This is a genomic window from Lysinibacillus sp. FW12 (assembly GCF_050817245.1).
Classification (GTDB): Bacteria; Bacillota; Bacilli; order Bacillales_A; family Planococcaceae; genus Lysinibacillus; species Lysinibacillus irui.
This window is the reverse complement of sequence record NZ_CP139094.1, coordinates 2814997-2838101: the sequence shown is the minus strand read 5'-3', so window position 1 is coordinate 2838101 and position 23105 is coordinate 2814997. Positions and strand designations below refer to the sequence as shown.

24 protein-coding genes and 2 pseudogenes are annotated in these 23105 nt (G+C 39.1%); 22 read left to right on the top strand and 4 right to left on the bottom strand.

Annotation, left to right across the window (positions count from 1 at the left end):
• Positions 1-21: 21 nt before the first annotated feature.
• Complete coding sequence (locus SJW71_RS14855) at positions 22-378, bottom strand: DUF4260 domain-containing protein (protein ID WP_431811119.1); 357 nt, start codon at positions 376-378, stop codon at positions 22-24.
• Positions 375-800: a MerR family transcriptional regulator gene (locus tag SJW71_RS14850; protein ID WP_431811118.1), complete on the bottom strand. Its 426-nt coding sequence runs from the start codon at positions 798-800 to the stop codon at positions 375-377. The genes SJW71_RS14855 and SJW71_RS14850 overlap by 4 nt, the downstream gene beginning before the upstream one ends.
• Positions 801-924: 124 nt before the next feature.
• Between SJW71_RS14850 and SJW71_RS14845 the strand changes: the two genes are divergently transcribed.
• The 3 genes from SJW71_RS14845 to SJW71_RS14835 all read left to right on the top strand — a co-directional run bounded on the left by SJW71_RS14845 (position 925) and on the right by SJW71_RS14835 (position 4287).
• On the top strand, positions 925-1431 hold the full coding sequence (locus SJW71_RS14845; protein WP_431811117.1) for a sigma-70 family RNA polymerase sigma factor: 507 nt from the start codon (positions 925-927) through the stop codon (positions 1429-1431).
• Positions 1424-2617, top strand: coding sequence for a hypothetical protein (locus SJW71_RS14840; RefSeq protein ID WP_431811116.1), 1194 nt, complete (start codon positions 1424-1426; stop codon positions 2615-2617). Before SJW71_RS14845 ends, SJW71_RS14840 begins: the two co-directional genes overlap by 8 nt.
• Before the next feature lie 221 nt (positions 2618-2838).
• On the top strand, positions 2839-4287 hold the full coding sequence (locus SJW71_RS14835) for a tetratricopeptide repeat-containing diguanylate cyclase (RefSeq protein WP_431811115.1): 1449 nt from the start codon (positions 2839-2841) through the stop codon (positions 4285-4287).
• A 51-nt stretch (positions 4288-4338) separates the two neighbouring features.
• On the opposite strand, the gene SJW71_RS14830 is transcribed toward SJW71_RS14835, so the two are convergent.
• Positions 4339-4887 carry a GNAT family N-acetyltransferase gene (locus SJW71_RS14830; protein WP_431811114.1) on the bottom strand — a complete coding sequence of 183 codons (549 nt, stop codon included), beginning with the start codon at positions 4885-4887 and terminating at the stop codon, positions 4339-4341.
• A gap of 171 nt (positions 4888-5058) precedes the next feature.
• On the opposite strand from SJW71_RS14830, the gene SJW71_RS14825 reads away from it, so the two are divergent.
• From SJW71_RS14825 to SJW71_RS14785, 9 genes are all read left to right on the top strand, one after another.
• On the top strand, positions 5059-5529 hold the full coding sequence (locus tag SJW71_RS14825) for a DUF2975 domain-containing protein (RefSeq protein WP_274796747.1): 471 nt from the start codon (positions 5059-5061) through the stop codon (positions 5527-5529).
• 10 nt (positions 5530-5539) lie between these two features.
• Positions 5540-5761: a helix-turn-helix domain-containing protein gene (locus tag SJW71_RS14820; protein ID WP_274796748.1), complete on the top strand. Its 222-nt coding sequence runs from the start codon at positions 5540-5542 to the stop codon at positions 5759-5761.
• A 119-nt stretch (positions 5762-5880) separates the two neighbouring features.
• Positions 5881-6531, top strand: coding sequence for a TetR/AcrR family transcriptional regulator (locus SJW71_RS14815; protein WP_341385988.1), 651 nt, complete (start codon positions 5881-5883; stop codon positions 6529-6531).
• A gap of 59 nt (positions 6532-6590) precedes the next feature.
• Positions 6591-8903 carry an ABC transporter permease gene (locus SJW71_RS14810; protein WP_431811113.1) on the top strand — a complete coding sequence of 771 codons (2313 nt, stop codon included), beginning with the start codon at positions 6591-6593 and terminating at the stop codon, positions 8901-8903.
• A 6-nt stretch (positions 8904-8909) separates the two neighbouring features.
• The gene (locus SJW71_RS14805; RefSeq protein WP_322611746.1) at positions 8910-9668 is read left to right on the top strand and encodes an ABC transporter ATP-binding protein; all 759 of its coding nucleotides are present in this window, start codon (positions 8910-8912) and stop codon (positions 9666-9668) included.
• Positions 9669-9790: 122 nt separating this feature from the next.
• On the top strand, positions 9791-10309 hold the full coding sequence (locus SJW71_RS14800; protein WP_312507064.1) for a sigma-70 family RNA polymerase sigma factor: 519 nt from the start codon (positions 9791-9793) through the stop codon (positions 10307-10309).
• Positions 10296-10958: a TIGR04104 family putative zinc finger protein gene (locus SJW71_RS14795; RefSeq protein WP_431811112.1), complete on the top strand. Its 663-nt coding sequence runs from the start codon at positions 10296-10298 to the stop codon at positions 10956-10958. The genes SJW71_RS14800 and SJW71_RS14795 overlap by 14 nt, the downstream gene beginning before the upstream one ends.
• A 141-nt stretch (positions 10959-11099) precedes the next feature.
• Entirely contained in the window at positions 11100-11651 is a 552-nt protein-coding gene (locus SJW71_RS14790; RefSeq protein WP_274796754.1) for a biotin transporter BioY, read from the top strand.
• Positions 11652-11669: 18 nt separating this feature from the next.
• Positions 11670-13244 carry an amidohydrolase gene (locus SJW71_RS14785; protein WP_431811111.1) on the top strand — a complete coding sequence of 525 codons (1575 nt, stop codon included), beginning with the start codon at positions 11670-11672 and terminating at the stop codon, positions 13242-13244.
• A 24-nt stretch (positions 13245-13268) separates the two neighbouring features.
• On the opposite strand, the gene SJW71_RS14780 is transcribed toward SJW71_RS14785, so the two are convergent.
• Positions 13269-13478 (bottom strand): hypothetical protein, encoded by a 210-nt coding sequence (locus tag SJW71_RS14780; RefSeq protein WP_431811110.1) that lies wholly within the window; start codon positions 13476-13478, stop codon positions 13269-13271.
• A 267-nt stretch (positions 13479-13745) separates the two neighbouring features.
• Here SJW71_RS14780 and SJW71_RS14775 point away from each other — a divergent pair, with 267 nt between their 5' ends.
• The 10 genes and pseudogenes from SJW71_RS14775 to SJW71_RS14730 all read left to right on the top strand — a co-directional run bounded on the left by SJW71_RS14775 (position 13746) and on the right by SJW71_RS14730 (position 22979).
• On the top strand, positions 13746-15515 hold the full coding sequence (locus SJW71_RS14775; protein WP_431811109.1) for a glycerophosphoryl diester phosphodiesterase membrane domain-containing protein: 1770 nt from the start codon (positions 13746-13748) through the stop codon (positions 15513-15515).
• 770 nt (positions 15516-16285) lie between these two features.
• Positions 16286-17236, top strand: a complete 951-nt coding sequence (locus tag SJW71_RS14770; RefSeq protein ID WP_431811108.1) for a stalk domain-containing protein — start codon at positions 16286-16288, stop codon at positions 17234-17236.
• Between the two features lie 177 nt (positions 17237-17413).
• Positions 17414-17950 (top strand): cysteine hydrolase family protein, encoded by a 537-nt coding sequence (locus tag SJW71_RS14765; RefSeq protein ID WP_431811107.1) that lies wholly within the window; start codon positions 17414-17416, stop codon positions 17948-17950.
• A pseudogene (locus SJW71_RS14760) lies at positions 17940-18486 on the top strand (N-acetyltransferase family protein). The gene SJW71_RS14765 and the pseudogene SJW71_RS14760 overlap by 11 nt, the downstream one beginning before the upstream one ends.
• Positions 18487-18503: 17 nt before the next feature.
• Positions 18504-19384, top strand: a pseudogene (locus SJW71_RS14755) (DMT family transporter).
• 1170 nt (positions 19385-20554) lie between these two features.
• Positions 20555-21172, top strand: a complete 618-nt coding sequence (locus SJW71_RS14750) for a hypothetical protein (RefSeq protein WP_322606192.1) — start codon at positions 20555-20557, stop codon at positions 21170-21172.
• 529 nt (positions 21173-21701) lie between these two features.
• A complete protein-coding gene (locus tag SJW71_RS14745) occupies positions 21702-22094 on the top strand; it encodes a DUF1259 domain-containing protein (RefSeq protein WP_274797301.1) in 393 nt (130 codons plus the stop codon).
• A 38-nt stretch (positions 22095-22132) separates the two neighbouring features.
• Positions 22133-22261: a hypothetical protein gene (locus SJW71_RS14740; RefSeq protein ID WP_274796762.1), complete on the top strand. Its 129-nt coding sequence runs from the start codon at positions 22133-22135 to the stop codon at positions 22259-22261.
• A 26-nt stretch (positions 22262-22287) separates the two neighbouring features.
• Positions 22288-22515 carry a hypothetical protein gene (locus SJW71_RS14735; protein WP_274796763.1) on the top strand — a complete coding sequence of 76 codons (228 nt, stop codon included), beginning with the start codon at positions 22288-22290 and terminating at the stop codon, positions 22513-22515.
• A 155-nt stretch (positions 22516-22670) separates the two neighbouring features.
• Positions 22671-22979, top strand: a complete 309-nt coding sequence (locus SJW71_RS14730) for a DUF2268 domain-containing putative Zn-dependent protease (RefSeq protein WP_431812214.1) — start codon at positions 22671-22673, stop codon at positions 22977-22979.
• The last annotated feature ends 126 nt before the right edge of the window (positions 22980-23105 follow it).

The following is a 23105-nucleotide window of genomic DNA, read 5'->3' as shown; positions in this document are numbered from 1 at the left end:
TTTGATTTGACTCCTTGCTAGTTACGCAATTTGCTGTAAATGTGTTTTCGTAAAAGCTTCCTCATATTTGAGCCCATAACCGAGAGCTCGATCTAAAAAAATATGTGAGAGCCATATCAGAGCAGCTGCAAGAAGTGATGGGGATGCCACCATAAAGCCAATAATAAGAAGCACTGCAGGTAACGCAAAGCTATGCCCAATATTATAAAAGAGAGCACCTATTTTTGTATTCAAGACATAGCCGATCATTGTAATGTCAGGCAGTAGTAAAAAAACGATAAAATAAAGCCATGAAAAATTTAAGTGCCAATAGAAAAAGACCGTGATCATAAAAGCAATAACATATTCTAAAGAAATAATTTTACGTAATTTCATCATCCATCACCTTCCAATAAATTTTGATACATATCCTCTATGAGAGAGGCAATTTTTTCTTGATTTTTTTCATATTGTCCATCAGCCATTAATGTTTTCGTCAACTGTAAGGATTGAAGTGCATGTTGATAGAAATGAAGTTGTTGTTCAATACGGGTGATTTTTGTAGAAAACAGCTGTACCGTTTCTTCATTGCACGTTGGTGATACAGGCTTTTGTTCTAATGTTAGTAAGTGCTTAATTTCTTGGAGTGTAAAGCCTAGCTGGCGTAAGACGATAATAAATTTCATGGTCTGTTCACATGAGGCATCATACATACGGTAGCCATTTTCCTGTTTTTGGGGATGTAGTAATCCCTCTTTTTCGTAGTAGCGAATTGTATCAGTTGTTAAATGAAATGTCTCAGCGAATTGTTTTATTTTCATGTAAGTACCTCCTAAAATCATCCTAACATTGGAGTATGCTCCAAGGTCAAGGTTCTTAATGAAAATAATTAAAATAAATGAAACGGTCATCCAGTGGCAGTCGTTTATAGTGTAAGAAGGGGAGGTGGACGGCATACTTGAACAAATAATTGATGAGCATGCAGATCATTTATTACGTCTCGCCTATTTTTACGTCAAAAACCGGCAAACAGCAGAGGATATTGTGCAAGAGGTCTTCATTAAATTTTCACAGCGTGGCTATGAGGAAAGAGGGCAGCTCCGTGCGTATTTATCCACGTTAACAATTAATCAAAGCAAGGATTATTTGAAAAGCTGGCATTATAAAAAAATACTGATACAAGAAAAATTATTTCCTATGCAGGGCGGTAAACAGCGGGATGAACTCGTGGCAGCAGAAGAACGATCCCAAATTGGGGCGGCTATCTTAAAACTATCATTAACCTATCGAGAGCCCATCATTTTATATTATTTTGAAGAAATGAAGATTCGTGATATTGCCCAGCTGCTAGGTGTGGCAGAAAATACGGTCAAGACAAGGCTGAAACGGGCAAGAGAGGCATTAAAGCCCCATCTGAAGCAGGGGGAATGGGAGGTGTTAAGGCATGAGTGAAATACACAATGAATTAGTCAAAGTAGCGGGTGATTTGACAGCGAGCAAAGAGCGAGTCAAAAAACAAGTACTAAAGCAGGCGCATATTAATAGAAGGAAGCCTTTTCGATTCACCCTGTTAACAGTAGTACTGACACTTTGTGTGGCGGGATTTGTTATGGTGCAGCTTCTTACGAATGAAACAAATCAAACGTCCTCACTATTTCATGAAAGGCAGCTACAGCACTTCGAACGTATTAGTCAAAATATGTGGCCAGGGAAAGAGCGGGAATTTTATAAGGAGGAGGCCTATCTTTCTTATGAGAAACTTATTGCCTCCTACTATTTTGCAGAGTCTCTAGGTATTGACTATTCAAAGAATGACCTAGAAGTCGAGAGAAAGAAGCAAGTGGACCAATTGGAAATGCTTCATCAATCACCTGGATATGAAGATTTTTTTCAAGGATTAACATCTAAACAGTATGTTGCAACTTATCTCGAACCCCTTCTGCCAATGTATACTGTTCGGGCGAAGCTGTATGACAAGTATAAGGAAAAATATCCAACCTTTTATGCCTATCAGGAAGTAGCCACTATTGACGCCAAACGGTATTTCCAAGCGAATTTTGCTGAGCAAGCAAAAACCTTTCAAAAGGAGCATAACATTAAAATTCGTTCCAGCTCATATGGTTCTTCCAAGGTTGGGACCGTTGCAAAAGTTGAATCAAATGTTTTCTTATTTGTAGAAGGGGTGATTCCTGATGATCTTAATCACATGACGAAGGAACAGCTTGCTGAAAAATATGAACAAGCCGATTGGTATCCGGTGTTGGATGATTTTCCTGTCAAGCAGGGGGATTATATTACATTAACATCAATAGGTACAGGGAGCATTGAGGAAAACGGAGTCGTAAGAAAATATGGGTTATTAAATAAATTGGAGGTACTAGAACCAGCCATTACAAAGAAGCTTGAGCTAGACAATGAGCAAGAGGTCGCTCAGTTTTTACGGGATATCCCGTGGCAACCTGCAGATGTGATGAAAAGACCACCTGAATATTCTTTTCAAGTAGAAGGTGTACGGATTGAAATATGGAATGGCTATGGTGGGTCCCTCTACATTCAAAAAGTAGGGAGCGGAGAAATTCAGCTGAGTGCCAATAGAGCAAAGCAGTTAAAAGTCCTTTTAGGTATAGATGAATCTTAACAAGTCTCTTTAAAAGAGGCTTGTTTTTTATTTGGAGGAAAATTATAGTAAAAATACCATGTTAAAATAACCTTTCTTTAAAATTTAGGATAAAATACACAGTATTTTTTATCGCTAGGATGAATTGCTTAATAACGGAAAAATAAATGAGACCAAAGAATTGTAATATTTTGTGTGTAAATGTAGTATTAAAGAAGTAAGGGAAGATAAGGGGGGGCCGTATGAATACACAAGATTTTGAAGAATTATGGATTACGCTCAATGAATTATATAATGCTGATCGCTTTTTAGAATATATAGAAATAAGTAGTACAGCAATTGAAAGTGCTATTGAGCTTGGTATGTATGATAAGGCTATCCTGCTACTGCGCTATAGTTGTGCCAGCTATTTTCAAACGGGTGATCTACAGCTTTCCATAAGTATCCTTGAACAATATCGTGAGTTAACTTTTCAATATGGCACTGATATTGATTTAATTCAATATTACAATATAGCCGCCATTTATTGGGGAACATTTGGGCATTTAAAAAAATCCGAGGAGTTAATGCTGAAGGGGCTAAAGATTGCTGAATCGATTCAGCATGTGGAGAGCATGGGTAAAATTTACAATAACCTAAGCGATTTAGAAATATCTATGGGGAGTTATAGGAAAGCAAAGGAATTTGCTTTAAAAAGTCTGTATTATTCGAATGCTTTTGAAGTGCAGCATAAAGAGCCGTATACAACTATGATTTATCCGAAAACAAATCTAGCTGTAGCGCTTATTTGGCTTGAGGAATTTGAGGAAGCGAATACGATATTACAAGAATTGTTGGCAACAATTCACCATCCACCATACTCAAAAGTGCAGCTGGAGGTTTTTAATGCATATGCATTTTTATGCGAAAAGCAGGGACGGATAAGTGAAGCCATTGATTTATACCAAAAGACAAAACACTATGCTTTGCAAAACAATGATCTATCCTTGCTTCAGCTTATTTATAATTCTTTAGTGAAGCTCATTGAGGACCAAGGCAATAAAGTGGTGCTATGTGCCGTTCAAAAAGAATATATTAATATATTGTTAGAAATACAACGTGAAAACTACTCACATGTATTATTTGAAATGGAATACAACGATCATAAGAAGCAATTTGAAAAAAATGCCTATATCGATCCGCTAACGAATATCTACAACCGTCGTTATTTTGATGAACAGGCAGCAAAAATGGTTGAAAAAGCAGCCGAAAGAAATCAGCAATTAGCATTAATGATGGTGGATTTAGACCATTTTAAGGAAATCAATGATATGAATGGTCATTTATTTGGAGATGATGCATTAACAAGTACTGCTAAAACATTACAGGATTATTTTAAGCCCTTCGAATCCATTGTCGCACGCTTTGGCGGGGATGAATTTATTGTACTAAGTCAAGTAAAGGAAGGCGAATCGGTTCAAGAATTGGCAGATAACCTTTATCAAACACTAGCCTCGCTATCTCTTACGGTGGAGCATAAAACGGTTCAATTAGAGTTTAGTATTGGCGTGAGTACGAACCAGCATGGTGAAATTCAGAAGGTGGACGAACTAATTAAACATGCGGATGAAGCGCTTTATAAGTCAAAGCGTAATGGTCGCAACCAAATTACACACTATAACCAATATTATGATGTTGGAAATGGTATTTAAATGAGAGAGAGGCATATCTACAGTGGAAGTGCCTCTTTCGTGAAAGGTTTGTTAATGTTGTGGATTGATTAGGCCGTAAAAAACAATATCTTCGAATGTACCATTTTTATTAACATGATTCTTCAACGTTCCCTCATAGCTCATGCCACATTTCTCCATGATTTTTCCTGAAGCGGGATTGGATAAAAAATATTGGGCATAGACACGATGATAGTTTTTCTCTTGAAAGGCAAACTCGATGATAGCTTGCGTTGCCTCTGTTCCATAGCCATTTCCCCAATACGGCTCCCCAATCCAATAAGCCATTTCTCCATTTTGATGTTGTGAACGATTTGACAAGCCAATTGCCCCATATAATTGTCCACTAATTTTGTTTGTTATAGCAAATTCGTATAGTCGATTATCCTCAAAGTTTTGTGGATGTGTGGAAATCCATGACAATGCACAATCTAATGTATAGGGATAAGGTAAATTCAGGGTGCTTTTATAAAGAGCATAATTGTTACATAATAGACTGACTTCAGGTGCATCTGCCTCTGTAAAAAGTCGGAGCATAAGACGTTCTGTTTCTATTGTTTTTTCTGCTGCTCTGTAAATCATTGAAATACCCCCTTCATAAATGGATAAAACCGATTATAGCACAAAGGCAAGAAAAACAAACCAAATAATGGATATTTGATAAAAACATCTTGATATGAGATAAAAATTTATTGAAAAACGATAAATTTTATGATAAATTGAACAGGACAATAAATAAAAGAGGTGCGTAAGATGAAACGAGAAACGCTCTTTTTAAAGATCGCTGTTTTTCTTATGGGATTGCCCGTTCTCGCCTTATGTATATGGGTGGTACCACGTGTTGCTTTGAATACAGGGGAGCATTCTCCAGTTTTAACCATTTTTGCTTTACTTGGGGTCTATGCAACGGCAATCGCATATTTTGTTGCTCTTTATACGACGATTAAACTGCTAAGCTATATTGACCAAAACATTGCATTTTCAGAGCTATCAGTGAAGGCTTTAATTAAGATTAAATATTGTGCAATTATCATTAGTAGTGTTTACGTGGTTGGCATGCCACTGATATACTATGCTGCGGAAGTAGATGATGCCCCTGGTCTTATACTTATCGGAATGGTCATTGTTTTTGCTTCCTTTGTCGTTGCAGTTTTTGCTGCTGTGCTTCAAAAGCTTCTAAAAAATGCCATCGATATCAAATCAGAAAATGATTTAACGGTTTGAGGTGAATATTATGGCGATGATCATCAATATTGATGTAATGCTGGCGAAACGGAAAATGAGTGTAACAGAGCTATCAGAAAAAGTTGGCATCACAATGGCAAACCTATCTATTTTAAAAAATGGCAAGGCCAAAGCCATTCGCTTTTCAACATTAGAGGCAATTTGTGAGGCGTTAGATTGTCAGCCCGGTGATATTTTGGAATATCGAAAAAATGAAGAAATACAAAAATAAGAGTCTGCATGATGCAGATTCTTTTTTTGTTGAAATTATTGCCAATAGGAGTTGTCCTATGCTACGATGTAAAAAAGATATATCGACAGGCAGTCGGTCAAATGAGGGGGGTTATCTTGATGAGGGAAATGAAGAAAGCAGAAGAACGCAGAAATGAAATTTTAGATGCAGCAGATGAATTATTTGCCCAGAAGGGTTTTGACGGCACAAGCACGAGTGCAATTCTTGAAAAAGTGGGCATTGCACGAGGCACATTATATTATCACTTTAAGTCGAAGGAAGATATTATGGACGCCCTTATTGAGCGCTATACAAGTACGATGCTAGCAAAGGCAAAAACCATTGCAGGAGACAAGAATATAGCTGTAAATGAGCGCATACTGCGTGTGGTGATGGCACTGAATGTGCAAAATGAACACAGTGGTCAGCAGATCATGGAGCATGTTCATAAACCACAAAATGCATTGATGCATCGAAAAATACAGCAAGTGATTCTTAATCAAGTACCACCTATTCTTACGTCCATAATCCGTGAAGGTATTGAGCAGGGTATTTATCACACACCGTATCCGTATGAATGTATGGAAATGATTATCGCTTATACCAATACGGTATTTGATGATGATCTGGTGGTAATGTCGGAAGAAGAACGGGCTACCCGTATCCCAGCATTTATTTTTAATGTGGAACGAATGCTTGGTGTTGAAAGTGGTAGCTTGCTGTACATGATGCAAATGTTTGGCAATGAAGGCGAAAGCGGTACGAAATAATACTATTCTTGGGTCTTGTTAGGTTGAATGAAAGTAAAAAACTTACTAAGAGGTGACCTATGTATTATAAAATTGTGCGAAATGATATGGCAAATAGCAAGCTAATTACAGGTATGACCACGCTATTTGTGGTAGCTGCAGCAATGCTTGTCACGCTATCGGCTGTGCTCATCGTCCACTTATCTAGTGCTATTGATTCTCTAATGAAACAGGCAGAAACAGCTCATTTTTTACAGATGCATGCAGGAGAAATCGATACGGAAAGGCTTGCTCTTTTTGCGGAACAGGATAAACGTGTAGAAGAATTTCAAATCAATAAATTTCTGAATGTAGATGGTTCTAACATTAACATAGCTGGTAAAACACTAGCACAAAGCGTACAGGACCATGGGTTTAGTATACAAAGTGAGCATTTCGATTATTTACTGGACCTTGATGGCCGTGTAATTGAAGTAGCAAATGGTGATATTTATCTTCCGGTTAGCTACTGGAAGGATGGCACAGCCAAAGTGGGGGATACCGTAACAGTACATGATCAGTCGTTGACGGTTGCAGGGTTTTTACGGGATTCACAAATGAATTCTATGTTAGCATCTTCTAAACGTTTTCTTGTCAGTGAGCAGGATTTCGCGGCGATCCAAAGGGCAGGTACGATGGAATATTTAATTGAATTTCGGCTTAACCATTTAGCTGATTTAAAAGACTTTGAAGAAGCCTATGCGTATGCAGGACTAGAAGCGAACGGTCCGACCATTACGTTTCCCCTTTTCAAAATGCTAAATGCCCTAACGGACGGGTTGATGATTGCGGTCATTCTACTAATTAGTATCCTCGTTGTAGCGATTGCATTTATGTGTATTCGTTTTACATTACTAGCTAAAATTGAAGAGGATTATCGTGAAATTGGTGTGATGAAAGCGATTGGCATACAAGTTTCGGATATTCAAAGAATGTATCTAGCTAAATATGCCGCCATTGCGGGACTTGGCTGTATGCTTGGCTTTGCCTGCTCTTTCATGCTACGGGATACACTGCTTGAAAATATCCGTTTGTATATGGGAGAAACAAACAATACCTCTTTCGTATGGTTGTTTACAATCATAGGATTACTGCTCGTGTTTCTTGCCATCATAGGTTATGTACAATCCGTTCTTAGACAATTTCACAAGCTATCTGCCACGCAAGCTATTCGCTTCGGTACAATGCAAGGAAAAGTTGGTCATGCATCTTATTTGAACCTCAGCTCTAACAAAAGGCTTCCTATTAATCTCTTTTTAGGCATAAATGACGTGCTCTCACGCAAAAGGTTGTATGCCACTATGCTTGCCGTCCTACTGTTGGCGACATTTATGATCATTGTTCCTCAAAATGTATCGAACACAATTTCTAGCAAAAGCTTTATAACACATATGGGGATTGGCGATAGTGACTTTAGAATAGATATCCCACAAGGTCACCAAAAGGCTGTAGCTACCATCATGAAAACGCTAGAAAAGGATACAGCCATCAAGGAATATACCGTTTTGACGACAAAAAAATTGAAAGCCATTACAGATGATGGGACGGAAGAAAATCTAAAAATTGAGCTTGGCGACCATACAATCTTTCCTCTAACGTATGCCCAAGGTAGGGCGCCTGTTGCACAAAATGAAATGGCGCTTTCAGTATTGAATGCAGAGGAGCTTCATAAAAAGGTTGGTGATGTTATGTCACTAGTCATCAATGGTGAAAAGAAAAACCTAGTAGTGAGTGGTATTTATTCAGATATAACTAATGGTGGCAAAACAGCTAAGGCTGCCTTCTCTGACCATTCAACAGAAAGCGTATGGCGTGTCATTTATGGAACGATGTCAAATCCGTCACAGGTCGAAGAAAAGGTGAAGGAATATACGGATGCATTTTATTTTGCCAAGGTATCAGGCATTGATGATTATATTAACCAAACATTTGGGGCAACGATCCACTCCATAGAAAAAGCTTCTAACGCATCACTCGTCATTGCCCTACTGCTGTCTGTGCTCGTGACATGCTTATTTATGAAGATGTTGATGACGAAGGATCGATCATCTATCGCTATTATGAAATCATTGGGCTTTACAAATGGAGATGTCGCCACACAATATGTCGCACGTTCGATGCTTGTTGTATTAGTAGCTGTTTTAATAGGGAACTTACTCGCAAATACGCTAGGAGAATTTCTCACAAGCAAGGTCATTGCCTCATTTGGTGCAGCTTCATTTAATTTTACGATTAATTCACTAGCTATTTATGTTTTTTGCCCATTAGTACTCATAAGCGTCGTTTTACTTGCAACGATTATTGGTACATCAAGGGCGGGGCAAATAAAAATAATGGATCATATAAGGGGGTAGAATGAGATGAAGACCTTAGTGAGTGGTGAGCACATCGTAAAATCATTTCTAATAGGCAATGAACAGCACCCCGTTTTATTAGACGTATCCGTGGCAATAGCTGAAGGGGAGTTCGTTTCCATTATGGGACCGTCAGGCTGTGGAAAGTCCACTCTCTTGTATGCACTAAGTGGGATGGATAGCATTGATCATGGCCGTGTTATTTTTGATGGTCTAGATGTAACCTCCTTAGATGACAAGGAACTTGCCAATCTGCGTAGAACAAGGATGGGCTTTGTGTTCCAGCAGCCAACCTTTCTAAAAAGCTTAAATATCCTGGATAATATCCTGCTACCAGCCATGCGTGATCAGCGGAAAAATGTGAAGGCCTTGACAGAAAGGGCGCTACAGCTCATGAACAAAATGGAGATTGAAGACTTGGCAAAGCGAGATATCACCCAGGTTTCCGGTGGTCAGCTTCAGCGGGCGGGCATTTGTCGGGCTTTAATCAACAATCCACAAATGATTTTTGGGGATGAGCCAACAGGTGCTTTAAATTCAACATCTGCCCAGGCAATTATGGATATACTAGCCTCTATAAATAGGGAAGGTACAACGATTATGCTTGTCACACATGATCCTAAAATTGCTGCGAGAACGGAGCGTATCCTCTTTATGTGTGATGGCGCAATCGTCAGTGAAATGCGCTTGCCAAAATTCGTTGGCTCGAATGTAGCCGATAGATTGGCCAAAGTGGTAGCAACAATGCGAGAAATAGGTATTTAATAGATGGGTTGAATCCGTAATTGCTTAAAAAGCGGCCATTACGGATTTTTTATTTTTTTTGTAAAAAAATGAATCGTAATGATAGTGGCGTCCGTCAGTAGTGTAGAAAGAAGGTGAGAGCAATGATGGATATTGAGCAGATCATCGAGGAGCATGGTGATTACTTACTAAAGGTCGCCTATCTATATGTGAAAAATATAACAACGGCGGAGGACATCGTCCAAGATGTGTTCATTGCTTTTTATCAAAAGCAGGAACAATTTCGACAGGAAGCATCATTGCGTACATATTTAGTGAAAATGACGGTCAATCGCAGTCATGATTATTTACGGAGCTGGAAAAGCAAACGGCTGACATTATTTGAAAAGATCACGGGTCGCACAACAACTGTTACACCTGAAAAGGAGATACTTGAAAAATCCGTTAAAAAAGAGCTAACAGAAGCGTTGTTTACCTTATCCGTTTCCTATCGAGAGGTTTTGATATTGTATTATTTTGAGGAGATGTCGACAGTGGAGATCGCACAGCTTGTTAAATGTCCAGAAGCAACGATTCGCACAAGATTACAGCGAGCTCGCAAACAATTGGCAATAGCAATGGGTGACTTTGATTGGGAGGTGCTACACAATGAATCGATTTAAAGAAAATCTAGTAAAAGAGCTACAAGATGTCAAGCTTTCAAAGAACTGGAAACAAATAATCGCGGGTCAAGCACAACGAAAAGTTCAACGCAAAGCAGGTGGTCAATGGACATATCGTATTGTGTTAGCGACCTTTACTATTTTCGTCATTGGTTTTAGCTATTTACTAACGCAGCAGAAGGAACAGCATACAACAGGTCATCAGGCAGCGAGATTACAAGAGGATACGTCGAGCTGGTGGTCATTATTTGAATCAGATTATGTAAGAGGCATTCTTTTACTAGGCATATTTATAGGTGCAACCTATATTGTCAAACGTTTTTTAGTGAAAAAAGGCTATGGTTTACCGGTTTGTATTGAATGTGGGGAGAGCTGGTCAGAGAAAGAAGCACGTAAATTGTACCGCAAAAATAGTGAAATTGTGTGCCCTCATTGTGGACAAAAACAGTATCGTACGAAAAAATCGATACAAATAGGGGGCGTTCTCACGATGCCAATCCCATTATTTATTATGCTGCAGCATGTTTTCCATCATTATTTTATCGGTATTATTTTCTTTTTAGTAGGGATGCTCATTTTTTATCATCAATTAGTGCCCTATGTGTTTAAGCTACAAGAAAAAGATCCAATGAATGAACCTCTATGGTAATAATTTTGCAAGGAAATTGCTATGCTTATCTAGCAATTTCTTTTTTTATTCTAAAATAGATTGACAACCGTTTTCATTTGCATTATCTTTGTGTTAACTTATTTTTATAATTAGTTAACGCACAAGGGGAGGCTTTTTACATTGAAAAAAGGAAGTACATATCAATACGTGTTAGCGGCATTTGGTGCAGCCATTATTGCAGTTCTTGCACAGGTGACGATCCCGCTACCACTCATTCCGATTACAGGACAAACGTTAGCGGTTGGCATCGTGGTGACGATATTAGGGACAAGACTTGGGACATTATCTGTGCTGCTTTATATGCTATTAGGAGCAGTAGGGTTACCTGTATTTAGCGGTATGTCAGGTGGGCTGGCAATTTTAGTTGGTCCAACTGGTGGATATATCGTTGGTTTCCTTGCTACAGCGATTATTATGGGCTTATACTTAGATAAATTTGGTATTTCATTCGTACAAGCAATTATTGCAAATATTATTGGGATGTGTGTAACATTGGCATTCGGTACTGTATGGTTAAAAATTGTAGCGGACTATACATGGACAGCAGCCTTTATGGGCGGTGTTGCTCCATTTATCGTAGTAGGAATCGTTAAAGCGGTGCTTGCAGCGTGGATTGGTGTCATTGTTCGCCGCCGCTTAGCAAGTGCACACTTAATTGAAGCAACAGCATAGGACATAGGAGGAATTGTTTTGGCAACATTATGGACAGGTGGAAAGATTTACACGATGGCTCAAGTTGGTGAAACAGTGGAAGCAGTCCTTGAAGAAGATGGAAAAATTGTGGCGACAGGCTCAGTAGAGAGCTTGTCGCCACTAGCTGCTTCTATCCAACATTTACAAGGCAGTGTGATGTACCCAGGCTTTGTTGATAGCCATTTACATATTATCGGTTACGGTGAAAAACTAAAGCATATTGATGTCTCCATGGTGACAAGTAAGGATATGCTACTCGAGAAGCTACAAGAGCGAATGTCCCATGCTTCCGCACAGGAATGGGTCATTGCAATTGGATTAAATGAAAACCAATTTGATGAACCCATTTTTCCGACATTAGCGGAGCTAGATGCACTAGGAGAAGCCCATTTAATTGTAAAACGTAGCTGCCATCATTTAATTTTAGCCAATTCCAAGGCACTTGCATTTGCAGGGATTACTAGCGCTACTCCATCACCAGAGGGCGGTGTCATTGACAAAGTTGATGGTCAGCTTACTGGTGTGCTAAAGGATGCGGCCTTGTATTTAATTGTTAATCATATGCCCCACATTACACCAGCTTATATTGAGGATGCTCTGGCAAAAGCGATTGCCTCACTCCAATCCTATGGTTTAGTAGGTGGTCATTCTGAGGACTTAAGCTATTACGGGCCACCAAGTCAGCCTATTCAGGCCTATCGCAAAATAGTGGAGGCACAGCAATCCTTTAAAGTGCATTTACTACAGCATCATACGGTCTTTGAAGAAGTCGTGAAAATGGATCTACTTTCTTCACCATACTTGGAGTTTGGCGCCATGAAAATTTTTATCGATGGAGCCTTTGGAGGTCGCACAGCTGCGCTACGTCAACCATATTGCGATGATCCAAGCAATGCAGGGATGCTGATTCATTCTACGGAGCAATTAACGAAGTATGTTCAATTGGCTCGTCACTACGGACAAACTGTTGCAGTGCATGCCATCGGTGATTTAGCTATAGAGACGATTTTAGCAATCTTTGCAGCAAACCCACCACAAGAAGGTCAGCTTGATCGAGTCATTCATTGTAGTTTAGTGGATGATGACATTTTATCCAAGCTAGCTGACTTACCAGTTGCCGTTGATATGCAGCCGCAGTTTGTGCAAGGGGAATATCAAGCAGAACTGTCTAGACTCGGGACGAAACGAGCGCAGGGCTTACATCCTTTAAAGTCACTGCTTGACCGAGGGCTTATTGTAGCAGGGGGCAGTGACGCTCCGATTGAAGTACCGAATCCGTTAGTCGGAATCTATGCTGCTGTCACAAGGAGAAATGTTGGGGAAACTCATGATGGCTATAATTCACAGGAAAAAGTCTCTCGTTTTGAGGCAGTTCGACTCTATACAGTAGGGGCTGCAGAAATTATTGGTCAGCAAAATACTAGGGGCAAAATTGCAGCGGGCTATGCAGCTGACTTTACGATTTTACAAGAGGACCTTTTTCATGTGGGGATCGAGCACCTCCCTCAAATTCAAGTAGCCTGTACGGTTGTGGATGGCAAAATTGTCTATGAAAATCGCTGTAAAGGATAACCTTTGCAGCGATTTTTTGATGTGCTATTTTCTGTCGGCTAATTGTTTAACTTGTTGTTCTAGGTTTGCGACACGAATTGTTAAGTCCTCTACTTGCTGTTGTGTGGTTGGGGGAGGAGGCACAGGGGTAGTTGATTTCATTTTTTTAATCATATGAATCATCACGAAAAAGATTGCGAGAAACATACATAACAGAACGATCGTACTAATGTCATCGCCAAGGTTGAATTTCATGTTTGCGCTCCTTTCTCTAGTGGGTATCTAGTTATATACTGGATAGCCTTCGAAAAAGTTTCAAGAAAATAGAAAAGGACGAGCCATGAAATGGGGTTTCAGATTATTTGTTGCATGATAATCAAGAGAACAACACAATTCTTCTCCTACTTTGGCGCATAGAATACTTGAACAAATAGCTATTTTCCATGCTTTGAGTAATGGGCCATAGCAGTATGAACATACGTTAGTAGAGAGCTATTTTAACAGCATGACAGGGGTGAGTATGTGCACAAGGCAGGACAAGTAATGCGACAGGCTGTCTACAATATTTATGCTTATCGTTTAGATTATGTACAGGTTTTCGCATTGATTAGAATCTTTCAATTTTTATTGATAATCCCTGTTACCTCTATCGTCTTTAAGCTCACGCTACGAGTAACGGGATTTACACATATTACAGAGCAAAATTGGCAAAGTTTTGTGGCGCATCCCTTTGTCATCATGATGATTTGTCTATTAATGTTACTGTTTTTATTATTTGTCTATTATGAAATGGGCTTTTTGTTCTTAATGGCTTTTCATCAGCAAAGAGGAATGCGCTATCGATTTTTTCCTTTATGGCAGCAGTTGAATCGTAAGGTTGTTTATTTTTTTAGTGTCCAAATCTTATTTTTAATCGTCTATCTTGCCCTATTATTGCCACTCGCTTCTTTTATGCTACCACTCACCTTAACCCAATCCATCTCACTTCCACATTTTTTAACCGAAGAAATAATGAGTACTCGAGCAGGTAGACTAGCATATGCTGCAGTGGCAAGCATTTTAGTAATGATCGGTATCCGAAGTATTTTGACCTTACCTATTTTTACAATCCAACCGAACATCTCTATTTTACGCTCATTCAAGCAAAGCTGGCGATTTTCGAAGCGAGGTTTATTTGAATTGTTAGTGTTACTGGCAATGCTTTTAACAGGTCATTTGCTAATGATGCTAGGTATAACGGTCATTAGTACGTTTCCACTTTATATTATAGAACGGTTAATGCCAAGTGCTGCACTCGTCACTGCCGGATTGACACTCGCTTTTCTAGAAATGGTCTTTGTGGTGCTTTTTAGTTTATTACAGGCCATGTTTTCACAAGTCATGGTTGCCATCACCTATAATACGTCTGTGCTAGGCAAATTTAACGTTGCTTCATATAGGAAGCGACGCTATAAACCATTGCTATTCATTAGTTTCATCGTGTTTATCGTATTAAGTATGATGAACATGAATTCTTTAGAGAAAAGTGTTTATGCGCCTGATACCAAAATTATTGCCCATCGAGGCTATGTAGCAGGCAATGTAGAAAATACGATTAGTGGGTTGGTGAGCGCAGCCAATGCAGGGGCTGATTTGATAGAAATCGATATTCAGCAAACCGTCGATGGTGAATTTGTCGTTTTTCATGATCGAACTTTACGACGATTAGCTGGTAAAAACGGCGTGATAGCGAATATGACCTTGAATGAACTAAAATCGTTAACCATTCATCAAAATGGCTTTAGCGATAAAATTTCCTCGCTAGATGATTGTATCGAAATTGCCAAAGCTTTAGATGTGTCGCTATTAATTGAATTAAAGGTCCATGGCAAAGAAACAGAAGATGTTCTTCCTAAATTGGTAGAAAAGCTTCGAAACTATAAGGTGCTTGATTCCTATTATGTGCAATCTGCGGACGGGCAGAAAATGATGCAATTAAAAAAAATAGTACCCAATCTACGTGTCGGCATTGTCTATGCCCTCAATATCGGACCGATGGAAGAAAATGTTGATTTCATCGCATTAGAGGAATCCTGGGTAACCGAGCAGCTCATCGAGGAGTTAAAGCAGCATCCAACCGATTTATTTGTCTGGACCCTCAATGACGATCGTTCACTACAAACTTTTATCGAGAAAAATGTCAGTGGCGTCATCACCGACCACCCCGACGTCGCCCGCGAGCTAAGAACACAGCAAAGCGAACATCAATACTTCCTCCAACGAGTCCTCAATCGCCTCCGCTTTATCTTTTAAAGCGGGGCGAATACCCGCGAAGTGGAGGTGAATCCCTGTGAGCGAAGGTGAATACCCGCGGAAGAGAAGTGAATACCTGCGAAGCAGAGGTGAATCCCCGCGGAAGGGAAGTGGATACCCGCGAAGCAGAGGCGAATACCCGCGGAAGGGAAGTGAATACCCGCGGAACGAAGTGAATCCCTGTGAGCGAAGGCGAATACCCGCGGAAGGAAATTGAATCCCTGTGAGCGAAGGTGAATACCCGCGTAAAAGGAGCGAATACCCGCGGAGCAGAAGCGAATACCCACGGAAGGGAAGTGGATACCCGCGAAGCAGAGGCGAATACCCGCGAAGCAAGGGTGAATACCCGCGGAAGGGAAGCGAATACCCGCGGAACAGAGGTGAATACCCGCGGAAGGGAAGCGAATACCCGCGGAAGGAAGTGAATCCCTGTGAGCGAAGGCGAATAGCCGCGAAGCATGAGTGAATACCCGCGGAACGAAGTGAATCCCTGTGAGCGAAGGCGAATAGCCGCGAAGCAGGGGTGGATATCCGCAGAAGGAAAGTGAATCCCTTTGAGCGAAGGCGAATACCCCGAAGCAGAGGTGAATACCCGCGGAGCAGAAGTGAATACCCGCGAAGCAGAGGTGAATACCCGCGAAAAAGAACCCAATAACAAGAAGACATCTCTGAAAATATTAGACTTCATAATAATTTTGGCCAAATTGTAACCTTTTTCATGGAAACACGACTACTTTTATGAATCGTGATATGAAGGAGATGCTTTTTGTATGAAAATGACGAAAGTCGTACCATTTGCTATGTCAGCATTATTATTAGGGGGCGCGTTTGGAGCTCCAACTGCATCAGCGAGCGAAGTGGAGGCAGTTGTAACGAACACGGACAATTCGGAGCAACAAGTACAGCCGGTCTTTATTAAAGTGACAGGGACAATTGACAAAGTAGAAGTACGTGAAAATGGCACTTACTATACAGTGATTGATGGTGACAATACGAATATTATGATCGCCAATAAGGATTCACTTGTTTTCGATAATACGGGGAAAGAAGTGAAGCTACAAAAGGGGGATAAAGTGTCGGCGTATTCTTATGCGAAAAAGCCTATGCTAGCTATTTATCCGCCGCAATACAACCCGGAAGTAATTATTGTCGAAACAGAAGAAATGGGTAGCGTGGAAGTTGATTTCTTTAACAAAGATTTAGTTGATACTGAAAACAACTTAAAATTAAATGTTGGGGAAGACATGAAACTAGCGAGTGCTTCCGGTAGAGATGTGAAAATGGATGATTTAAAAGAGCAGCATTTAGTAGTATTCTACACGATTGCCACTATGAGCATTCCTGCTCAAACACCACCTTCAAAAGTGATCGTGTTAGACACAATCGAGAAAGAAGAGCCAGTGGAAGTGGACCCAGAGCCAACACCGGAACCAGCACCAAATAAATCAGCTGTTGAAGACATCATCAATAAGGACTTTTATGAAGTAGAAGGAACGAAAATGGTACCTCTACGATTAATTGCAGAAGAACTTGGTTTTAAAGTAGAAGTAACATCAAAAGGTGCCATCATTTCTAAAGGCGCACTATCTTATACAATTACTCGAGGACAAAAAGAATATGGCTACAATAAAGCGCTTCGCCAATTTAAAGTAGCCCCAGCTCTATTAGAATCAGGCAAAACATATGTACCTGTTGAATTCGTAGAAGAATTAATGAAATAAGCACATCATCCCCCCTTTGTGGTTTTTACCATGAAGGGGGTTTTTGTGAGTGTTTTAGATGTAGTTAAACCTCAACATTTTATCTTATTGAGGTGCTTTTTTATCAAAACTTTCTTTTAATAGAAGTTATTTTTCTGTACAATAAATAAGTTAATATGGAAGCAAAAGGAGAATTCTATGAAACAAGCATTGATCATTATCGATATACAAGAGGCTTTCTTTTTAGAAGGACAACCACATCTTTGGAATAATGAAGTCCTTATCAAACATATCAATACACTGATTACATGGGCACGTCATAACGCTGTACCTATAATTTTTATACAGCACACGGATGCCAATAAAGACGATGATTTCGCCTTCGGTCAGCCAGGGTGGGAGCTGTATCATGGACTTTCTAGACAAGCAGAGGATAAAGTGATTCAAAAAACAACGTGGGATGCTTTTTATCAAACTGAGCTTGGCACCTATTTACAGCAACAGTCCATTGAGCAATTGATTTTTGCTGGTGCTCAAACAGAGTTCTGTCTTGATACAACGATCCGCAGTGCATTTAGTCATGGCTATCATCGTAATCTTTTAATAGCGGATGCCCATAGCACTTTAGACGGTTCGGTATTAACAGCACCACAAATCATCCAGCATCATGAATCCATTTGGCATCATCGCTTTGTAGAAATTCAGCCGATTATCGAGTTCCAAAATGCTGATTGATGACAAGGAGTTTCATAGAAAAGAGTTGTCCTATACTATCCGCAGTGCTCGATTTAAAGGATGCACAAGCCTTATCTGAGCTACGCTGGCAATTAGACGGTGAAACAGAAAATTTTGACCGAGAACAAGGTGAGGCGTTTATCGATCAGGCTGGCTTTGAGCGGCTCATTAAAGAGGATACAGAAAGTCCCAAAAATCTATGCTTAGTAGCGATCGTTGGTGACCGAATTGTAGGGTTCTCCAGATGTCAGGGCTCTAGTCTAAAGAGACTTGCTCATAAAGTAACATTTGGGGTAGGAGTCAGTAAGGTATTTTGGGGCTATGGCATTGGAAAAGCCCTGCTTCAATTATCCATTGATTGGGCAGATGCCAATGGAATAAAGAAGATGGCACTTGAGGTGTTAGAAACAAATAACAAAGCCATTCAGCTCTATCAACAAGTAGGCTTTTCAGTGGAAGGTATTTTGAAAAATGATAAGTGTCTTGCTGATGATCAGTACTATCACACGATCATGATGGGAAGATGGCAACTGTAACGAAGAAGGAAACATGTATGACGAATTTTATGTATATTTTTTGTTTAATTGTCTGGGGACTGAATTTTATTGCAGTCAAAATTCAAGGAACGCCAGTCAGTTTAGAATTATCTTTAACGTATCGTTTAGTGATAACAGCACTGTTATTTTTAATGCTTGCTTGGTTCATGAAACCACAGGGTAAGCCTCAACAGCAAGATATCCCTTATATCATCGTTTTTGGTGTTTGTAATTTTGATTTAGTTATTTAGCACTTTACTATGCTACAATGTGGAGCTCAGCTGCAATCGTAACGTTAATATTTTCATTAAAAGTCATCTTAACGCCCATTGCCCTACGGATTTTTCTGAAAGAACCATTACATCGACGTGTTTTAATTGGTGGTATTTTAGGGGTCATGGGTGTTGGGGTTTTAATCTATCCAACTCTACATAGTTTTTCAGGCTTGGCAGATCTAAAAGGGATCCTGATTGCTTTATTAGGTACGGTACTGACAGCTATTGGGGATGCTAGCTCTGCAAGAAATGCTAAGCAGCATATAAACCCTATTTACGCCAATGCCATTGGTTTCGCTGTTGGAAGTGCCGTGATGTGTGGCATTGTCTGGATGCAGGGGAAAACCATCATGATACCAACATCCATCACCTATTTATCGGCTCTACTGTATTTAACCATCATCGCATCCTTTCTGGCCTGGTTATTTTATTTAAAACTGGTGGAAAGAATTGGCGGGGCAAAGAGTGGCTATATGGTTGCTTTATTTCCCGTGATTGGCGGTATTGCCTCTGTGGTCATTGGGGAATCAACGGTTAGTATGTATTTAGTGATAGGCTGTCTCTCTAGCTGTATCGGTGCTGCGATTGCCTTAGGTTTTAAATTAAAACCAATCTTACGATGAACGAAAACCCATCATCTTTCATAAACTAGATAAGAACGTGTGAAAAGGGTGAGGGACAATATGTCATTCGTTCAATCGAGTGCATTAGCAAGAAACAGAGAAAAAGATGAGGACCATTGGGACATTGATCGTTGGGAAAATGACGGTGGAAGAAGTCTAGAGGCATAAGGGAGGCAAAAATTTGTCTCCCTTCAAAAATAATGAAACCTTTTTTTATGTTGGTCGTATGATAAGTAGACAAGTTTTATTTAAAAAAGGGAGAAATGATTTTTTGAACTATTGAACAAAACGATTACTATTCATTATTTACTTGATTGTTATTGCGGACGCGTATTACACAACGCTCTATATTGAACCAAAAAATCCGCCGCAATACCAAACGATTAAAGCATCAGCCATTACAGTGGACCAACTGCGGTAGCAAGCCTTATAAAAGGAAGCGGACAACCCGTCGCTTGAAGCCCCGTTCCATTCCGCATTTTTTGCTGAAGGTGTTCAATGAAATGGTGAAGCCAGCAAGTGAAGTAGACATTTCATTACATATGCGTCTCTTTTTACGCTATCAACAGCTACGTTGCTGACGCCCTGTACATTTACAGGGTGTTTTTTTATTTAGGAGGATCAAGAAAATGAGCATGGTAACCTATATAGGACTCAATTGACGACTATACAGAAGAAGACGTTAACATTACTTATGTTTTCTCTGAAAGTGAAGATCGCCAAATAGTAAAGAATCAACATTTTACAACACTATTTGTCTATGAACTGCAAACAAAAGGAGATTTCATTTGGGACATGCATAACGATAATAAAATCCATTCCCCTCATAACTTTCCAAAAGGCGATTATTGCGAAATCTATATTTGCTGGAACGGGGAAGAGGCGGAGGATAGTAAGAAAAAATTAGATCTTAAGTTAGAGCAAATTCCTATAGAACAGATTGAAATATATGAGAAGTGTTTGATTACATTGAAAAACTAAGGCCTAATGAAAGTAAAAGATTGATGCGATAAGCCTCAATCTTTTTTATGATTGTTAGGTAGCTGATTTCTAATGGAGTTTTACATTCATTTCAGAGGTTATTTTTATTCTTGGAGATTCTAATATTTTTATCAAAAATGGTTTTTATGGTAAAATATATAAAATATTTTTGGGTATAGGGGTCATATAATGAAACAAATTAAAATAGTTTTAACAGGACTAATGCTTAGTGGCTTATTAATGGGGTGTACGGAAGAAGAAAAGAAAGTTGAGCAAGTAAAAGCAAAAGAAGCTGAAAATGAAGTTGTAACAATTGAGACTAAAACTGAAGTCAACTCCTCAAAGGTTTGGAAGGACGTTTCAAAACCCGATGGATTTAACGATTATGGAATCGAACCAACATTGAAGGCATGGATTGCCTATCATGCCGAAGATATTACTAAAACAACCGATGTGAACGAATATTATTCAAGGGCAAATCGTCTTACTAAGGAATTGTCATATTTTCGAGTACAAGGGGAAGATCTTGAAAAGGATTTTGAAAATTTAAATGTACTTCAAACTTTCATGGGCCATCTTGATTATGTGATATCGGTAGAAGAAGAGCAAGGAATTGACACGGCTGAAGCATATGAAGAATTAAAAGTCAGTTTCAAGTATTTCACTGAATTACTTCAAGACCTCAATAGTATTATAAATGACAATAGCCAAGGTGAAACATTCGGGCTCACACACCAATTAGACGGAAATAGGGTTGACGAACTCGAAAAGTTCCTTTATTCAGAGGCAGTAGAAATTGGAAAGTAAATATTACGAATAAGAATAAACAGTAATCATTGTTTAAAGGAAAGTTAGGCATATTAAAGCTTCTACTATCTGAGTTCACTGGACTCAGATATTTTAATTTTGGAGATTCTAGCCTTGTTATGAATGGCGGTGTCTAAGCAGTAATTCCTCACTATGCGCATTCAAACGTTAATATAAAACAATTAATTAAATTTACCGTAATCTTCCTGTCTATCCTTTATAGGATGGATATTTTTTTCGGTCGTATTTGGCAAATATTATAAAATCATCTAGTACCTATTTTTCTAGTTTAGCTACTTTCATAATAGGAGGGGTTATATAGACAATTGGCTTAAATGCTAGGTAGATGAATACAGATTGATAGAAAAATTTATGATTAAAAGGCGCTAGTCCTTCAATTTCCCAGTCAAGTCGCTTCCTTAAGAATATATTATTACTAGAAAATAAAAAGGAGGTGAATAGATTGGAACAGCATAATCATGCTCATCAACAAAAACAAACAGAAAAATTTTGTGGTTGTGTAGGTCCGATAAAATGTCAAGAACTTGCAAATATTATTGGTGGGGTAGTTATAACTGCAACACCAGTTTGTGTTGTTCAGCGCCTTCGTGACATTAAAGCTACTATTCTTGGACGAACTACTCGATCTCCACTTGCCCTACCATTTGCACTTTCGTTTGAAGGAATTGGCGCTAACACACTAAACCTTGGTGAATCGGTAGTGCTTCAAGAGGAAATTAATCCATTTTTAACAGAACTTCGTAAGAGAGGACTTACTGTTACGGCGGTGCACAACCATTGGCTATTCGATAATCCTAGATTAATGTATATGCATTGGGAGAATGTCGGGAATCCAACCCAATTTGCAAAAAATAGTTTCGATGCAGCAGTTGCAGCAGGCTTGTTCAAAAAAGGTAAGTAAAGATAATCATATAACGTGATTTAAATAGGAGCCATCTATTGTTGCAATCGTCTCAGATGGCTAATTCAAAGATGAATCATCATGAAAATGCACAGAACGAGGCACAACTAACAAACTGTGGCTTTTTATTATCCTTCATGATTACTTCCATCCCATTTGTCCCATGATAGGGATAGATGGGGGGTGTTGGTTAATGGATTATGAATATACGGTGAAATTTTACTTTGGCGAAAGTCGAGAAGAGGAATATAAAATCAAGACGAATATTGGACAAGAATCATTTGCCGAAGAAATTACTAATGGGTTCAATGAGAAGTCATGGTATTCATTTACTGAAACGGAACATTATCAGACGATATTACTCAATACGAAAGATGTTTATAAGGTATCGGTAGTGCAAAAAATTGTGGAATTTGATTAAAAAGATATGTTAAGTTTCATCTAATTTAGTGAACCCCAAAGGTTAGAATTTCGATCTAACATTTGGGGTTCTGTGTATTTATGTAACTTAGTTGGAGTAGGCAAAATTATCATTCCGTATTCTCTAGGTAATTCAATGAATACTTAAAGGGAACCATTGCCCATGAATACCATCATAGCGTTTGGGCGGAGAAGTATGCGAATAAAGTTGACACGTTTTCGATTTTGGATAATATAGTCTTCGAAGGAAAAGCTGTCATGTTCCAAAAGTCTGTATATCCCGACATCGACATGATCTCAGTGGATTTGACCTACGATAAGGAATTATGGTCTCAAATTGAGCCAGATTTAAACAAGTCTAACTTGAAACGTTCCTTAGAGATTGTACATGGTGGCAAAGAATTACCGTATACTTATGGCTACAGTGAAGGCTATAAAATGATTAAATCCTATCTTGATTTATAACCTGATAAAACACCAGAGGATTGGACGGCCTTAAGTGCACAAGAAATTTTTGAAGAAGGAAAATACATGGAACACTATAAATAATGCATTTTATGATCACATTTACTTAAACATCGATACAATTCA

Bases quoted from the DNA above. Each gene is read 5' to 3' on its own strand.
- SJW71_RS14855 (WP_431811119.1), bottom strand. From the start codon at position 378: ATGATGAAATTACGTAAAATTATTTCTTTAGAATATGTTATTGCTTTT.
- SJW71_RS14850 (WP_431811118.1), bottom strand. From the start codon at position 800: ATGAAAATAAAACAATTCGCTGAGACATTTCATTTAACAACTGATACA.
- SJW71_RS14840 (WP_431811116.1), top strand. From the start codon at position 1,424: ATGAGTGAAATACACAATGAATTAGTCAAAGTAGCGGGTGATTTGACA.
- SJW71_RS14835 (WP_431811115.1), top strand. From the start codon at position 2,839: ATGAATACACAAGATTTTGAAGAATTATGGATTACGCTCAATGAATTA.
- SJW71_RS14830 (WP_431811114.1), bottom strand. From the start codon at position 4,887: ATGATTTACAGAGCAGCAGAAAAAACAATAGAAACAGAACGTCTTATG.
- SJW71_RS14825 (WP_274796747.1), top strand. From the start codon at position 5,059: ATGAAACGAGAAACGCTCTTTTTAAAGATCGCTGTTTTTCTTATGGGA.
- SJW71_RS14820 (WP_274796748.1), top strand. From the start codon at position 5,540: ATGGCGATGATCATCAATATTGATGTAATGCTGGCGAAACGGAAAATG.
- SJW71_RS14815 (WP_341385988.1), top strand. From the start codon at position 5,881: ATGAGGGAAATGAAGAAAGCAGAAGAACGCAGAAATGAAATTTTAGAT.
- SJW71_RS14810 (WP_431811113.1), top strand. From the start codon at position 6,591: ATGTATTATAAAATTGTGCGAAATGATATGGCAAATAGCAAGCTAATT.
- SJW71_RS14805 (WP_322611746.1), top strand. From the start codon at position 8,910: ATGAAGACCTTAGTGAGTGGTGAGCACATCGTAAAATCATTTCTAATA.
- SJW71_RS14800 (WP_312507064.1), top strand. From the start codon at position 9,791: ATGATGGATATTGAGCAGATCATCGAGGAGCATGGTGATTACTTACTA.
- SJW71_RS14795 (WP_431811112.1), top strand. From the start codon at position 10,296: ATGAATCGATTTAAAGAAAATCTAGTAAAAGAGCTACAAGATGTCAAG.
- SJW71_RS14780 (WP_431811110.1), bottom strand. From the start codon at position 13,478: ATGAAATTCAACCTTGGCGATGACATTAGTACGATCGTTCTGTTATGT.
- SJW71_RS14770 (WP_431811108.1), top strand. From the start codon at position 16,286: ATGAAAATGACGAAAGTCGTACCATTTGCTATGTCAGCATTATTATTA.
- SJW71_RS14765 (WP_431811107.1), top strand. From the start codon at position 17,414: ATGAAACAAGCATTGATCATTATCGATATACAAGAGGCTTTCTTTTTA.
- SJW71_RS14750 (WP_322606192.1), top strand. From the start codon at position 20,555: ATGAAACAAATTAAAATAGTTTTAACAGGACTAATGCTTAGTGGCTTA.
- SJW71_RS14735 (WP_274796763.1), top strand. From the start codon at position 22,288: ATGGATTATGAATATACGGTGAAATTTTACTTTGGCGAAAGTCGAGAA.